General features: G+C 35.0%; 13 protein-coding genes. 5 read left to right on the top strand and 8 right to left on the bottom strand.

Going from position 1 to position 14,158, the window contains the following annotated elements; all coding sequences use genetic code 11:
• The first annotated feature begins 76 nt into the window (after nucleotides 1–76).
• The 3 genes from MR053_RS12830 to MR053_RS12820 all read left to right on the top strand — a co-directional run bounded on the left by MR053_RS12830 (nucleotide 77) and on the right by MR053_RS12820 (nucleotide 3,528).
• Nucleotides 77–1,192 carry a mannose-1-phosphate guanylyltransferase gene (locus MR053_RS12830; RefSeq protein ID WP_242132816.1) on the top strand — a complete coding sequence of 372 codons (1,116 nt, stop codon included), beginning with the start codon at nucleotides 77–79 and terminating at the stop codon, nucleotides 1,190–1,192.
• Nucleotides 1,193–1,195: 3 nt separating this feature from the next.
• On the top strand, nucleotides 1,196–2,662 hold the full coding sequence (locus MR053_RS12825; RefSeq protein WP_242132815.1) for a DUF389 domain-containing protein: 1,467 nt from the start codon (nucleotides 1,196–1,198) through the stop codon (nucleotides 2,660–2,662).
• 137 nt (nucleotides 2,663–2,799) lie between these two features.
• A complete protein-coding gene (locus MR053_RS12820; RefSeq protein ID WP_242132814.1) occupies nucleotides 2,800–3,528 on the top strand; it encodes a hypothetical protein in 729 nt (242 codons plus the stop codon).
• Nucleotides 3,529–3,545: 17 nt separating this feature from the next.
• Here the strand turns inward: MR053_RS12820 and MR053_RS12815 are convergent, their stop codons facing one another.
• Complete coding sequence (locus MR053_RS12815) at nucleotides 3,546–4,313, bottom strand: ABC transporter ATP-binding protein (protein ID WP_223550920.1); 768 nt, start codon at nucleotides 4,311–4,313, stop codon at nucleotides 3,546–3,548.
• Complete coding sequence (locus MR053_RS12810; RefSeq protein ID WP_223550922.1) at nucleotides 4,313–5,050, bottom strand: MlaE family ABC transporter permease; 738 nt, start codon at nucleotides 5,048–5,050, stop codon at nucleotides 4,313–4,315. The genes MR053_RS12815 and MR053_RS12810 overlap by 1 nt, the downstream gene beginning before the upstream one ends.
• A gap of 104 nt (nucleotides 5,051–5,154) precedes the next feature.
• On the opposite strand from MR053_RS12810, the gene pafA reads away from it, so the two are divergent.
• On the top strand, nucleotides 5,155–6,795 hold the full coding sequence (gene pafA, locus MR053_RS12805) for an alkaline phosphatase PafA (protein ID WP_242132813.1): 1,641 nt from the start codon (nucleotides 5,155–5,157) through the stop codon (nucleotides 6,793–6,795).
• Nucleotides 6,796–6,986: 191 nt separating this feature from the next.
• Here pafA and MR053_RS12800 read toward each other — a convergent pair whose 3' ends face one another.
• From MR053_RS12800 to gcvP, 4 genes are all read right to left on the bottom strand, one after another.
• Nucleotides 6,987–7,838 (bottom strand): glycosyltransferase, encoded by an 852-nt coding sequence (locus MR053_RS12800; RefSeq protein ID WP_242132812.1) that lies wholly within the window; start codon nucleotides 7,836–7,838, stop codon nucleotides 6,987–6,989.
• A 24-nt stretch (nucleotides 7,839–7,862) separates the two neighbouring features.
• The gene (locus MR053_RS12795; RefSeq protein WP_242132811.1) at nucleotides 7,863–8,384 is read right to left on the bottom strand and encodes a class I SAM-dependent methyltransferase; all 522 of its coding nucleotides are present in this window, start codon (nucleotides 8,382–8,384) and stop codon (nucleotides 7,863–7,865) included.
• Nucleotide 8,385: 1 nt separating this feature from the next.
• Complete coding sequence (locus MR053_RS12790; RefSeq protein ID WP_242132810.1) at nucleotides 8,386–9,444, bottom strand: 3-oxoacyl-ACP synthase III family protein; 1,059 nt, start codon at nucleotides 9,442–9,444, stop codon at nucleotides 8,386–8,388.
• An 85-nt stretch (nucleotides 9,445–9,529) separates the two neighbouring features.
• Entirely contained in the window at nucleotides 9,530–12,379 is a 2,850-nt protein-coding gene (gene gcvP, locus MR053_RS12785) for an aminomethyl-transferring glycine dehydrogenase (protein ID WP_242132809.1), read from the bottom strand.
• A 131-nt stretch (nucleotides 12,380–12,510) separates the two neighbouring features.
• On the opposite strand from gcvP, the gene MR053_RS12780 reads away from it, so the two are divergent.
• Nucleotides 12,511–13,344: a hypothetical protein gene (locus tag MR053_RS12780; RefSeq protein WP_242132808.1), complete on the top strand. Its 834-nt coding sequence runs from the start codon at nucleotides 12,511–12,513 to the stop codon at nucleotides 13,342–13,344.
• Here the strand turns inward: MR053_RS12780 and MR053_RS12775 are convergent.
• Nucleotides 13,341–13,601 carry a hypothetical protein gene (locus MR053_RS12775; protein ID WP_242132807.1) on the bottom strand — a complete coding sequence of 87 codons (261 nt, stop codon included), beginning with the start codon at nucleotides 13,599–13,601 and terminating at the stop codon, nucleotides 13,341–13,343. The genes MR053_RS12780 and MR053_RS12775 overlap by 4 nt on opposite strands.
• A gap of 3 nt (nucleotides 13,602–13,604) precedes the next feature.
• Complete coding sequence (locus MR053_RS12770) at nucleotides 13,605–14,156, bottom strand: sigma-70 family RNA polymerase sigma factor (protein WP_242132806.1); 552 nt, start codon at nucleotides 14,154–14,156, stop codon at nucleotides 13,605–13,607.
• Nucleotides 14,157–14,158 lie beyond the last annotated feature (2 nt).

Raw genomic sequence — 14,158 nt, 5'->3', positions numbered from 1 at the left:
TAGCTATTGAAGCTAAGAATACTTATTTGTAATGGGTTTTTCACTTCGCTTGGCTTTTTCTGAATGACAGCAAACTATGAATAAAAATTATTATGCAATTTTAATGGCTGGGGGTGTTGGGTCACGCTTTTGGCCAGTAAGTACAAAAGATTTTCCAAAACAGTTTCACGATATGTTGGGAACTGGAAGTACCTTATTACAAAAAACATTTCAAAGGTTATCTCTCCTAATTCCAAAAGAAAACATTTTTATTTTAACCCATGAACACTATAATGATTTGGTTTTAGAACAGCTGCCAAAGTTAAGGCAACATCAAGTGGTTTTAGAGCCAGCTATGAGAAATACAGCACCTTGTATTTTGTATGCGTCATTAAAAATTCAAAAAGAAAATCCAGAAGCGTTGATGGTTGTATCGCCAAGCGATCATTGGATTGAAGATGAAGAAGCCTTTACCAAAAATGTACAACAGGCATTTGATTTTTGCCAAGCTAACGATGCCCTTGTAACCTTAGGAATACGACCTACGTTTCCCAATACAGGTTATGGTTATATTGAGTATGATTTGGATTCTGAATCACAAAATGAGGCTATTGCTGAGCCTATTGAGGTACACGCTGCAAAAGCCGTTAACCAATTTAGAGAAAAGCCTGATTACAAAACTGCCAAGCAATTTATTGCAGCGGGCAATTTTTTGTGGAATGCTGGTATTTTTATGTGGAGTGTGACTTCGGTAGTAAAAGCGTTTCAAAATAACCAACCAGAATTGTTTAAGTTGTTTGAAAAAGGTATTTCAAGTTATAATACTAAAGACGAAGTCAATTTTATAAAGGAACATTATACTAAAGCACAAAACATTTCAGTTGACTATGCCATTATGGAAAAATCGACCAATGTGTATGTAATCGCTGCAGAATTCGACTGGAACGATTTGGGTACTTGGGGTAGTTTATATGATAAATTAGATAAAGGTAAAGCTAGAAATGCTGTAGTGAATGCCCGAACCCTGGTGAACAACGCTTCAGGTAATATGATATGGACCAAGAATGATAAAATTGTGGTGTTGGATGGGTTAGAGGATTATATTATTGTTGATAAAGACGAAGTTTTGCTTATCTTTCCTAAAGCTAAGGAACAGGATATTAAAACAACACTTCAAAATGTGAAAGACCAATTTGGGGAACAATACGGATAAATTATGGACCAAGAATCTAAGTTTAATTTTTCGGAAGAAGACATGACCAATAATGGTGCAGTTGAGCAATCTAAAGAAGCTGTAAAGAAAGATGCTAGGGGATTACTAAAAAGTGTAAAACGTTTTTTTAGTGAACTGCTCGATTTCAGGGAGGATACTGATAGGGGAGCAACTATTGCAGCCATAAAAGGTGATATTTCTTTTAAAGGTGCCACAGCTTGGATTTTGGTATGTTCCATATTTGTAGCCTCTATTGGATTGAATGCCAATGCAACCGCAGTAGTTATTGGTGCCATGTTAATCTCTCCACTTATGGGGCCAATTTTAGGTGTAGGTTTATCTATTGCCATTAATGATATTGATACACTTAAGCGGTCGTTAATCAATTTGGCTATAATGATTTCATTAAGTTTAATAACAGCTTTTTTATTTTTTTGGCTGTTTCCGTTAAGTGAAGATACATCAGAGCTTCTCGGTAGAGTACGCCCTGATATTAGGGATGTACTTATTGCTTTTTTTGGTGGATTGGCTTTAATTATAGCGCGCACTAAAAAAGGTACTATAGCGTCGGTTATTTTTGGGGTAGCCATTGCCACAGCGTTAATGCCACCATTATGTACAGCAGGTTATGGTCTGGCCAAAGGCAACCTCATTTATTTTGGTGGTGCGATGTACTTATTTACTATTAACACCATTTTTATTGCTTTGGCGACTTTTGTGGTGTTAAAACTGTTACGCTTTCCTATGCTTAAATATGTTAATTCTAAAAAAAGACAATTTATTTCCAGAATGGCTACTTTATTGGCGGTAGTTGTAATGGTGCCTGCGGTATGGACTTTTTTAAATGTGTTGTCTGAAAGTAATTTTAATAGAGATGCCAGGGACTTTGTGGCCAATGAATTAGCAACATTGCCTCATTCCGATTACCTAAAAAGTAATGCTATATATAATTATGTTGATAGTGAAAATTCGTTTATTGAGTTGAATACTTTTGGATTGGACGAGATTCCTGAATCGACTATAGCCATATTGCAAAACAGATTGAAAGATTATAACGCTTTGGGGAATACACTTTTAAAAGTTAACCAGAATAAAAATAAAAATTTGGATAATCTGCGCTATATGGAAGAGTTGCGTACACGCGATTCCTTAGACCTCTTGTCACAAACCGAAAAAATAAACTTTTTGGAAAATAAGGTTAGGCAACTATCCAAACTCGAAAAGAACTACATCGCTTTTGAAGAGTTGGCCCAGGAAGTTAAAGTCAATTACGAAACCATTGAAAGCCTGTCTTATGCTAATGTCATTAGTTCCAATTTTAGAAAAATGGACACCCTTTCAGTGTTTACCGTAAAATGGGTGGATTCCTTGACCAAAGAGGAAACTAGAAAAAAGGATAAAGACAAACTTGAAAAATGGTTAAAACTTAAATTGAATTTAGATACCTTGGTGGTAGCTGAACGTAAATAGCACATCAGAAAAACAAAATTTAATTTGAGTTTTTTCTTCTTTTAAAAAACCATTCAATTCAAAAAAAACGTATATTTAAGATACTTGAATTAGTCTTCTAATAGAATGCAAATTACAAGGGTTTATATATTGAGTATATGGGAAAGAATTTTTTCATTTATGCTTTAGCCCTTAATTCAATCATTTCTTATAGTCAAGGGGTTAATGATTATAGCTTAGGATTAAATTTTATTAAACAAGATTCTTTTAATAGTGTATCTAACGATGAGACACTTTTTAAGTGGCGTCATGGCCCAGGGTTGTATTTAGGATACGTTGTACTCGCAGATGATTTAGGTGATAACTTTAAAAATTTCATAGACTTTGGTCTATCTTGGACTTTTGAATATAAGAGAGTTATTGCTTTAGGTGTTAGGATTGACTATGGTGTTAGTAAAACAAAACAAGATATTTCATTGGATACGACTACTTGGAACCATAAAACCAGAGCTTACTTTTATAGAGGAGAATTGTTTTTAGGTATTAATATTTTTGAGAGTCGTGATTTTAAAATTATGCCAATTGCAGGAATTTCATCGATAAGTATAATGTCTAAATCACTAGATCCAAATTTCCCGTATTATATAGAAGATGAAAAAGTTATATTTGATTATGAGAAAGAAAAGATAACATTCGAAAAAGGAGCAACACTATTTGGGATTACCATAGATTTCAAGATTAGAAAACAAAGATTTAAAGCCAACGAATTTGCAGCAATTAAATTGAATTACTCTTATTATATGTCTAATTTTGAAAAGAAGTATGGAATGTTTAATGGAAATATTCAAAGCATAACCATAGGAGCAGGAGGACTATTTGGATTATGATATAATTTAGTAAAATATTATTGGTTCTCCTCTAAATACATTCTACGTACTTTTTTAAAGAGATTAGAAGAATAAACAAAATCGGTAACAGCAACATTGTCTGTTTTAAAAATAGTGTCCTTAGAGCCTTCCCATTCCTTAAAGCCATTTTTAAGGAACACAATTTTTTCGCCAATTTCCATAACAGAGTTCATGTCGTGCGAGTTGATTACCGTAGTGATTTGGTATTCATCCGTAATTTCCTGAATCAGGTTATCAATTACTATGGCCGTTTTTGGGTCCAAACCCGAATTAGGTTCGTCGCAAAATAAGTACTGAGGTTTGTTTACAATAGCCCTAGCAATGGCTACTCGTTTTTGCATACCGCCCGAAGCCTCACTGGGCATTTTATTATGGGCATCGGCCAAGTTCACCCTTTTTAATACAAAATCGGCACGATCTTCCATTTCACTTTTACTCATTTTAGTAAACATTTGTAGCGGAAACATCACATTTTCGGCAATAGTCATAGAGTCAAACAAGGCACTGCCTTGAAATACCATGCCAATTTGCGATCTTAAATCCCGTTTTTGGTCTTCACTCAATTGGGAAAAAATCTTACCATCGTATGCTATTGATCCATCTTCATAGTCAAACAAACCTAATAAACATTTTAAAAACACTGTTTTTCCAGATCCACTCTGGCCTATAATCAAATTGGTGTGACCTTTTTCAAAAGTTGTGCTAATACCCTTTAAAATATGGGAGTTTCCAAATGATTTATGTAATTCTTTTACTTCTATCATCAGCCTAACATAATATCTGTTGAAATATAGTTTAATAAAATAATGACCACACTGGTCCAAACAAAGGATGTGGTACTGGCTTTACCAACTTCAAGTGCACCACCTTTCATATAGTAACCGTGATAGGATGGTATGGTAGCCAACACAAATGCAAAAATAAAAGTCTTTATAAACGAATAGGTAACATGAAAGGTGTCAAAGTCGGTTTGAATTCCCAAGATATAATCCGGCACCGTTGCATAGCCTCCATAAACACAAGCAGCCATACCACCCAAAATTCCTAAGAACATACCGACGGCAATAGCAAAAGGATAGAACAATAATGCAATCACTTTAGGGAAAACCAAATAGTTTATGGAGTTAATGCCCATTACCTCTAAGGCATCAATCTGTTCGGTAACTCGCATGGTTCCTATACTAGACGTAATAAAAGAGCCTACTTTACCTGCCATAATAATCGATGTAAACGTAGGGGCAAATTCTAAAACTACCGATTGTCTGGTAGCAAACCCAACCAAATATTTTGGAATTAATGGGTTACTTATGTTTAAGGCTGTTTGAATGGTTATTACACCACCAACAAAAAATGAAATGAAAGCAATAATTCCTAATGAACTAATAACCAAATCATTAACATCTTTAAAGATTAAGGATCGCATCACGGACCATTTGGTGGGTTTGCGAAACATTTCGGCAATCATTAAAAAGTAAGTCCCTATATGATGAAAATATGCCATATAATAAATTATTAATGCTAAAGTAAAAAAAACTTAGTGGTGTTTGACCTAAATTTTAATTTATGATTTCCTATTTTTGAGAAATTGCAAAAATAAAGGTAAAGATGAAATACATTACCCTAGTACTTTTGGGATTAAGCTTAGTAATATCCTGCAAAGTAAAAGAAGAAAATAAGGAAGTACTGAGGAATCCCAAATTGGTGGTTGGCATAGTGATTGACCAAATGCGGTATGATTATTTGACACGTTTTTATAATAAGTATGGAGATGGAGGGTTTAAGCGTATGATCGATGAAGGTTTTAATTGTAAGAACAATCATTTTAATTATATACCTACCTATACAGGTCCAGGACATGCTTCAGTTTATACGGGAACAACACCAAAATATCACGGTATAATTAGCAATGGTTGGTATGATAAGGATATAAAGCAAGATGTGTATTGTGCAGGAGATACATCGGTGCGATCGGTAGGCACTAATGATCGATCAGGTCAAATGTCTCCACATAGATTAAAAACAACCACATTAGCCGATGAAAATCGATTGTTCACACAAATGAGAGGAAAAACGATAGGAATTTCAATAAAGGATAGAGGAGCTATTTTACCAGCTGGCCATTCAGCTAATGCAGCATATTGGTTTCAGGGAAAGGATGAAGGGAACTGGATTTCCAGTACCTATTATATGGACGACTTGCCTCAATGGGTAAAGGATTTTAATGCCGAACATTCAGTATCCAAATATTTAAGGGAGTGGAATACATTGTATGATATAGAAACTTATACAGAAAGTGGTAATGATTTAAACGATTTTGAAGGTGGATTTAGAGGGAAAGAAACAGCTACGTTTCCATATCAGTTAGATGTTTTAAAAGATTCGAATGGAGGATACGATTTGTTAAAGGCAACAGCTTATGGCAATAGTTTAACAACCGACTTTACTATTGCAGCTTTGAAAGGAGAGGGTTTGGGTAAAGACACTATAACCGATGTGTTGGCAGTAAGCTTTTCCAGTCCCGATTATGTGGGACATAATTTTGGTGTGAATTCTAAAGAAATAGAAGATACTTATATCCGATTGGATAAAGATTTAGAACGTTTCTTTGTGGTATTGGACGAACAAGTAGGAAAAAATAACTATACTGTTTTTCTAACAGCCGATCACGCAGCCGTTAATGTTCCGGCATATTTACAGTCCGTTAAAATTCCGGCAGGCTATTTAGATAATGCTAAAACCAGAATTAAATTCAATGCATTTATGGAGCAAACTTTTAAAGCTCCAGATTTAGTAGAAAATGTAAGTAATAACCAAATCTTTTTAAACAGGGATAAGGTTAAAGCTATGGGTTTAAAATTAGAGGATATACAGGAAGCAATTGTTAATGAATTGATTGCTTACGACCATGTAGATAAAGTATATTCTGCAACCACACTTAGTACTACAGAGTTTGTAACAGGTATTGAAGCCTTACTTCAAAAAGGATATAACCAAAAGCGTTCTGGCGATGTTTTAGTGGTGACGGATCCAGGATATATTTCTTATCCTAAAACAGGATCTACACATGGTAGTGGATTTAGTTATGATACACATGTGCCGCTTTTGTTTTTTGGAAAAGGAATTGCCCATGGCGAAACCATTAAAAAAACAGAGATAACCGATATTGCACCGACCATTTCCTCACTTTTGGGTATAAGTTTTCCCAACGGTACTACAGGTCAGCCTTTAGACTTTGTTCTTGAATAATTGAAAGACTTTAAACTTTACAATGAAGATGTGTCATTTAGCAGACAATCTAAACTTAAGGACTTAAATGTAAGCGATTTTAAAAGTGGATTCTACTTTGTAGAAGAACTAGTGTAGAGACTAGTGGTAGTGTTTCTAAACAATTGTTAATAAAATAGCTAACAATCCTAAAGGTTCTAACATAAATAAAGTTAGAGCATTTTTCTTTGAAGCAGTCCACGCCATCTAAGATGTCTTATAAATTGTCCTTGTTCTTCGGTGACCAAAAATTCCAATCCTTCCTTTTTTGCTTTAAAGTAACCGCCCATATAATCCTTAAACAATTGAAGCTTTTTTTTCTTGAAAGCCAGTTTTAAAGCCGAAATTAACGTAATTAAAAAACCATAGCGCATTTTATACATGGCTTCGCCTTGTAAATATTTTGAATTTTTGTTGTAGCTAGCTCCTGTAGGTTTTAGGTGTTTTACGTGTAAAGACTCATCAGTTATAATTTTCCAACCATAGAATTTGGCCAAAAGTTCATCAACTGTGTCCCAGCCCATAGATGGTTTTAATTTACCTATTTGTATAAAGCAATCTTTTCGATAGGCTTTTAGGGCACCACGAATATGATCTTTTCTAGTTAAGTTTTCCAAGACCCATTGACCATTTTTTTCAACGTAGCAAAATCCTGAAATTAATCCTAAATTGGGACTTGAGTTAAAATGAACGGCCAAGCATTCTAAATAGTTAGGTGGAAAAATTAAATCGGCATCAAACTTACATATCACATCGTAATCTTCATCTATGGTATTATAACCTTTATAAAATGCATTAATAATTTTTGAGCCTGGTAAATGTTCGTTAGAAGACTTTGAGTTTACTAATGTTATCCAAGCATGTTTTTCAGTATAATCTTTAACTATATCTTTTGTACTGTCGGTAGAATTGTCATTAACTACAACCAGCTTTTTAGGCAATAATGTTTGGTTTAGCAACGAATCTAAGGTAAGCCCAATAACACGAGCTTCATTATGGGCGGGAATTACTATATAGAAATTCAAAAGTATAAAAGTTAAAGTTTAAATTTAAACTCTTTCAGCATAAACAATATAGTATCTTGGTGTAAACCATCTTAAAATAGGGCGTATGCCAATTTGTTTTGTGGGATGTGTCCATTTCCTTCGTTCAATAATCTTCCATCCTGCTTTTTCCAATAACCAATCGAATTGCCAATCTTCAAACTCGTGGTAATGTCTGTCCCACAAATCTGTTTCGCTTTTATAGGCTTTAGAAAACCATAATCTAAGTGGTACACTAGCTATAAGTTTATTGGCTTTAATACTTTGTAAAACGGTAAAAGGAGAGATGAGATGCTCAAAAATCTCAAAGGCAGTAACAACCTCAGCATCTGAATCCTCAATAGTTGAAGTGTCTAAATCCAAATCCTCTCCTTTAGTATTTTCAACTTGGTAACCCCTAGAGCCCATTATTTCAGAAAATGGGTTTTTAATACCTAAATCGAGTATTCTTTTTGATTTAGAAATATGCTTTTCTAAAAATTCAAGGGTAAGTTTAAAACGTTTATTTGGATAGGTTTTTGCGTACATATTAGCACTTATAAACTATGGCATTAATATGCATGCCTGCACCAACGCTGGCAAATATAATGACATCACCTTTGCTTAAATGATGGTTGTCCAATTTATTGTTTTTTACCAAATCGAAAAGTGTAGGTACTGTTGCCACCGAACTATTACCCAATTTTTGAATACTCATCGGCATGACATATTCTGGAATTTCTGTTCTGTAAAGTCTATAGAAGCGTTTTAAAATAGCTTCATCCATTTTTTCATTGGCTTGATGAATTAATATTTTTTTAACCTCCTTTATATCTACACCACTATTATCCAAACAGGTTTTCATTGCTTTTGGAACATTATTTAGGGCGAATTCATAGATTTTTCTTCCGTCCATTTTAATATAGCGAGTATCTCTACATAGCTCTTGCTTATTAGAGTTTCCAAAGAAGAGATAGTAGGCTTCATCATATGTGAAGCTTCCAGATTCATGTGCTAAAATACCGCCTTCTTCATCTGTAGCTTCAATAATAGTTGCACCTGCACCATCTGAAAAAATCATAGAATCCCTATCGTGTTTGTCGACTACCCTGGATAAGGTTTCTGAGCCAATTACCAAACAACGTTTAGCCAAACCAGATTGTATAAAGGCTTTTGCTTGGATAACGCCTTCAATCCAACCGGGACAGCCAAAGAGAATATCATAAGCAATGCATTTTGGGTTTTTAATCCGCAAGCTATGCTTTACTCTCGAAGCTAATGAAGGTAACATATCACTTTGAATGGTGTTGTGCTTTACATCACCAAAATTGTGTGCCACGATAATATAATCGATAGTTTCCGGATCTATTTTGGCATCTTCAATGGCTTTTTCAGAGGCAAAAAAAGCAAGATCGGAGGCATTTAAATGCGGTTTAGCATAACGGCGTTCAATAATCCCTGTTATCGATTTAAACTTTTCGACAATAATTTCGTTGGGATCGTTTATGGAAGAACCATCTGAATTTAAAAATTCATGATCATGGAAACTCTCATTTTTTTCAATATCATCGGGTATATAGCTTCCAGTTCCAGTTATTTTTATGTTCATAGTTTAAACTTAAAGAGCTAATATAATTTCTTTAATTGATATGACGAATTTTCATGGAATGACTTTACGATGTTCAGTTACTAAATTATGCCTCTACAAAGTCCTCAATAGGTGCACAAGTACATATTAAATTCCTATCTCCGTAAGCATCATCTACACGTCTTACGCTAGGCCAAAACTTATTGTCTTTTACATAGTCCAATGGGAAAGCTGCTTTTTCACGGGAATAAGGAAGCAACCATTTGTCGTCGGTTACCATTTCCAAAGTATGCGGTGCATTTTTCAGAACATTATTATTATCTTCAATGGAAACTGCATCAATCTCTTTTTTAATGGAAATTAACGCTTCACAAAAACGATCAATTTCAGCCTTGCTTTCACTTTCTGTTGGCTCAATCATTAAAGTTCCTGCTACAGGGAAAGATACGGTAGGGGCATGGAATCCATAATCCATTAAACGTTTAGCAATGTCTGACACCTCTATACCTTTGGCTTTAAATGGACGACAGTCTACAATCATCTCATGAGCAGCTCTACCACGTTCACCTGAGTATAAAGTGTCAAAGCTACCCTCTAAACGCTTTTTCATGTAATTGGCATTCAGTATAGCGATCTTGGTGGCTTCTGTCAAGCCTTCTGCACCTAACATTTTAATGTAGCCATAAGATATTAAACAGGCTAAGGCCGAACCATATGGTGCTGCTGAAATTGCTGTTATTGCTTTATCACCACCTACTTTCTTAACAGGATTGCCCGGTAAAAAAGGAACTAACTGTTTAGCTACGCATATTGGACCAACACCTGGACCACCACCACCATGGGGAATAGCAAATGTTTTATGTAAATTTAAATGACATACATCGGCTCCAATGTTGCCCGGGTTTGTCAGGCCAACCTGTGCATTCATATTGGCACCGTCCATATAAACTTGTCCGCCATTATCATGAATAATTTTAGTTATCTCTTTGATAGCCGATTCATATACGCCATGTGTAGATGGGTAGGTGACCATCAAGGCGGCTAAATTATCTTTATGTAATTCGGCTTTTTCACGAAGGTCATTAACATCTATATTGCCTTCGTCTGTAGATTTAGTTACTACTACTTTCATGCCAGCCATAACAGCACTCGCGGGATTGGTACCATGGGCAGATGAGGGTATTAAACATATGTTTCTATGATGGTCACCTCTCGATTCATGATAAGCTTTAATAACCATAAGTCCTGCAAATTCCCCTTGGGCTCCAGAGTTGGGTTGTAATGAAGTGGCTGCAAAACCAGTAATTTCGGTTAATTGGTCTTCCAAAGACTTTAAGACCTCTAAGTATCCCTTAGCTTGCTTTAGTGGTGCAAATGGGTGAATGTTTCCCCATTTAAACCAACTTAACGGCAACATTTCTGAGGCTGCATTTAGTTTCATGGTACAGGATCCCAAAGAAATCATGGAATGGTTAAGTGATAAATCCTTGCGTTCTAACTGCTTGATATAACGCATTAATTCAGTTTCAGAATGGTAACTGTTAAAAATAGGCTCGGTTAAGAAAGGTGTTATTCGTTTAACCGAGGCATCTATATTATTCGCTTCGGTTATTGAGTCTATTACTATAGTTTCTTTATTTGCTGCTTCTGCAAAAATGGAGATTAGATAGTTAATGTCTCTAATTGAAGTCGTTTCATTTACTGAAACTGTAACCGTATTTTTATCAGGATAACAAAGATTGACCCTTTTTTCTGTAGCAACTTTCTTTACTTTTTTTGCTTTGGTTTTTATTTGAAGCGTGTCAAAAAACGATGTATTAACCTGATTGTAACCTAAACTTGCTAATGCTTCTACAAGTTTAGATGCTTTATTATGAATTTTGTTTGCTATAAACTGTAATCCTTTAGGGCCATGATAAACTGCATACATTCCAGCCATAACAGCCAAAAGCACTTGAGCTGTACAAATGTTTGATGTTGCTTTATCACGTTTTATGTGTTGCTCTCGTGTTTGTAGAGCCATACGCAGCGCCCTGTTGCCATTGAGGTCTTTAGTAACACCTATAATACGTCCGGGAATATCACGTTTGTAAGCTTCTTTTGTTGCAAAAAATGCCGCGTGAGGCCCACCATACCCCATGGGAATTCCAAAACGTTGGGTCGTTCCAACTACAACATCAGCTCCAAACTTACCAGGGGCTTCAAGTTTTACCAAACTTAAAATATCGGCAGCTACAGCTACTTTTATGTTGGCAGCGTTAGCTTTTTTAATAAAAGCTTCAATATTAGTTATCTGGCCATCTCTCCCTGGATACTGTAGAATTGCTCCAAAAAAAGTTTCGGAAAAATCAAAATCTTTTTCATTACCTACAACCAATTCAATACCAATAGGTGTGGCTCTAGTTTGTAATACCGAAAGTGTTTGGGGTAAGATGTTTTCTGAAACAAAAAATTGATTAACACCAGCTTTTTTCTGTGCTCTGTCACGAACGGCGAATAACAATCCCATAGCTTCAGCAGCAGCCGTACTTTCATCAAGTAATGACGCATTGGCTATTTCCATACCGGTAAGGTCGGTAACCATAGTTTGAAAATTTAAAAGAGCCTCCAACCTTCCTTGTGCAATTTCGGCCTGATAAGGGGTGTATGCGGTGTACCATCCTGGGTTTTCCAAAATATTACGTTGAATAACCGCAGGCATAACTGTTGGATGATATCCAAGGCCGATATACGTTTTTCTGGCTTTATTTTTCTTGGAAAGGTCATGAATATGTAATAAATACTCATGTTCCGTCATGGGTTCTTCCAAATTCAGTTTCTTTTTTAGACGAATATCATCTGGGATGGTTTCATAAATAAGCTGATCTATGGAGTTTAAACCTAAAGCTTCCAACATTAGGTTTTGGTCATTTTCATTGGGGCCAATGTGACGCAGAGCAAAAGCGTTAGTATTCATTAATTATAGTCGTTAAGATGATTTATTATATAGTTTGCAAAAATACGTAATAATTAATGTTATTTATTAATGGATTAACAAAGTTTTTAACCATTTAAAGCCGTTATCAACACTTTAGTTAATTTTGTAATATGGGGTTATTAAAACAGCTTTTTAATTTCTATATTAATAGCAGTCTGCATGTAGCATTGGCTGTTGTTTCCCTCACCTATATTACAATTCTAGATTACGACATTTCAGTTGATTCCACAATACTAATGTTTGTGCTATTTTCATCTGTTACGGGATATAATTTTGTCAAATATTATGGCTTAGCTAAATTTCATCATAGGAGTTTGGCCAATTGGTTAAGGTATATTCAGGTTTTTTCATTGCTTTGCTTTCTGTTTATGTGTTATTATGTGTTTTGGTTACCTCTTGAAAAAATTCTTTTCATTTCGGTTTTGGCTATGCTAACATTTTTGTATGCGATACCATTTTTACCAAAACGTTTTTTTTTGGATAACAAGCATAATTTAAGGAGTATTGGCGGACTTAAAATATATTTAATAGCATTGGTTTGGACAGGGGTAACGGTTTACTTTCCATTTGTCGGCACAAATTACAGCTTTGATTCTGATTTAATTTTAACGGGTATACAGCGTTATGTCTTAATAATTGTTTTAATGTTGCCTTTCGAAATCAGGGATTTACGATACGATAGTTTGAAGCTTTCCACAATCCCACAAAAAATAGGTGTTAGACAAACCAAACAGGTTGGTGTGTTTTTATTGGTTGTATTTTTTTTATTGGAATTATTTAAGAAGGAATTTGTGTTTTATGGAGTGTTGGCGTTATTTATAGTTACATTGGTCACACTTTTACTTTTAATATTTGCAAAAGTTGAACAAGGCAAATATTATAGTGGATTTTGGGTAGAAGGGCTGCCTATATTTTGGCTTGCTCTAATATTACTGTTTCGTTAGCGGGATTGTTCTTCTATAGCATTATCCAAGGTTTTTTTCATCTTAACCTTAGTAGATTGGTCTAAACATTCAACCTTCGATTTCTTAATGGCTTTGGTGAGTTTGGTATTGTTTTTTGTGTAATCCCTACAGGCCCTACAATATAAGAGGTGTATGTTAAGTTTTATTTTTTCCCAAAGGGTAGCATTCTTGTATTGTGTTTTATCACAAACATGGTTGGCTTCGTCGCAAGGAATAACAATTTTAATCTTACTCATAATTTAAAACCAATTTTGTTTTAAGCAATTTGCCATGGCGGTTCGTGCTCTATGGATGATAACCCAAAGGTTAGACGGTGTTATGTTTAACTCATTACAAATTATTTCGGTTTCAAAGCCTTGAATGGTTTTGAGTTTAAAAACATCTGCTTGCTTTTGGGGTAGTTTGCTTAAACAGTCGTGTATGGCATCCCCAAGCTCACTATTTTGAATACTATCTTCGGCAGTCCTATCAAAAGGATCGGCAACACGTTCTTCTAGCCAATCACCTTCATTTTCAGTATCGTTGTAGTTAATTCTAATTTCGGCCTTCCCTTTGTTGGAATTTATTTTGCGGTAATTATCAATAATTTTTCGCTTTAAAATGGAAACTAACCATGTGCGCTCACTGGCCTCTCCTTTAAAGTTTTCCATTGATTTTAAACCGGCTAAAAACGTATCCTGAACCAAATCCTGTGCCATCTCCCGATCCCTAACCCTTGATATGGTATAGTTGTATAAGTAATCGGAATACAAATCGATCCAATTGTTAGGATTTATTTGGTGTTCAGGCATTA

Source organism: Aestuariivivens marinum, from assembly GCF_022662175.1.
Taxonomy (GTDB): Bacteria; Bacteroidota; Bacteroidia; order Flavobacteriales; family Flavobacteriaceae; genus Aestuariivivens; species Aestuariivivens marinum.
The sequence above is the reverse complement of the archived record's forward strand: the minus strand, read 5'-3'. Positions and strand labels throughout refer to the sequence as shown.

Coding starts and splice junctions, on each gene's coding strand:
- MR053_RS12830 (WP_242132816.1), top strand. CDS start 77: ATGAATAAAAATTATTATGCAATTTTAATGGCTGGGGGTGTTGGGTCA.
- MR053_RS12825 (WP_242132815.1), top strand. CDS start 1,196: ATGGACCAAGAATCTAAGTTTAATTTTTCGGAAGAAGACATGACCAAT.
- MR053_RS12820 (WP_242132814.1), top strand. CDS start 2,800: ATGGGAAAGAATTTTTTCATTTATGCTTTAGCCCTTAATTCAATCATT.
- MR053_RS12815 (WP_223550920.1), bottom strand. CDS start 4,313: ATGATAGAAGTAAAAGAATTACATAAATCATTTGGAAACTCCCATATT.
- MR053_RS12810 (WP_223550922.1), bottom strand. CDS start 5,050: ATGGCATATTTTCATCATATAGGGACTTACTTTTTAATGATTGCCGAA.
- pafA (WP_242132813.1), top strand. CDS start 5,155: ATGAAATACATTACCCTAGTACTTTTGGGATTAAGCTTAGTAATATCC.
- MR053_RS12795 (WP_242132811.1), bottom strand. CDS start 8,384: ATGTACGCAAAAACCTATCCAAATAAACGTTTTAAACTTACCCTTGAA.
- MR053_RS12790 (WP_242132810.1), bottom strand. CDS start 9,444: ATGAACATAAAAATAACTGGAACTGGAAGCTATATACCCGATGATATT.
- gcvP (WP_242132809.1), bottom strand. CDS start 12,379: ATGAATACTAACGCTTTTGCTCTGCGTCACATTGGCCCCAATGAAAAT.
- MR053_RS12780 (WP_242132808.1), top strand. CDS start 12,511: ATGGGGTTATTAAAACAGCTTTTTAATTTCTATATTAATAGCAGTCTG.
- MR053_RS12775 (WP_242132807.1), bottom strand. CDS start 13,601: ATGAGTAAGATTAAAATTGTTATTCCTTGCGACGAAGCCAACCATGTT.
- MR053_RS12770 (WP_242132806.1), bottom strand. CDS start 14,156: ATGCCTGAACACCAAATAAATCCTAACAATTGGATCGATTTGTATTCC.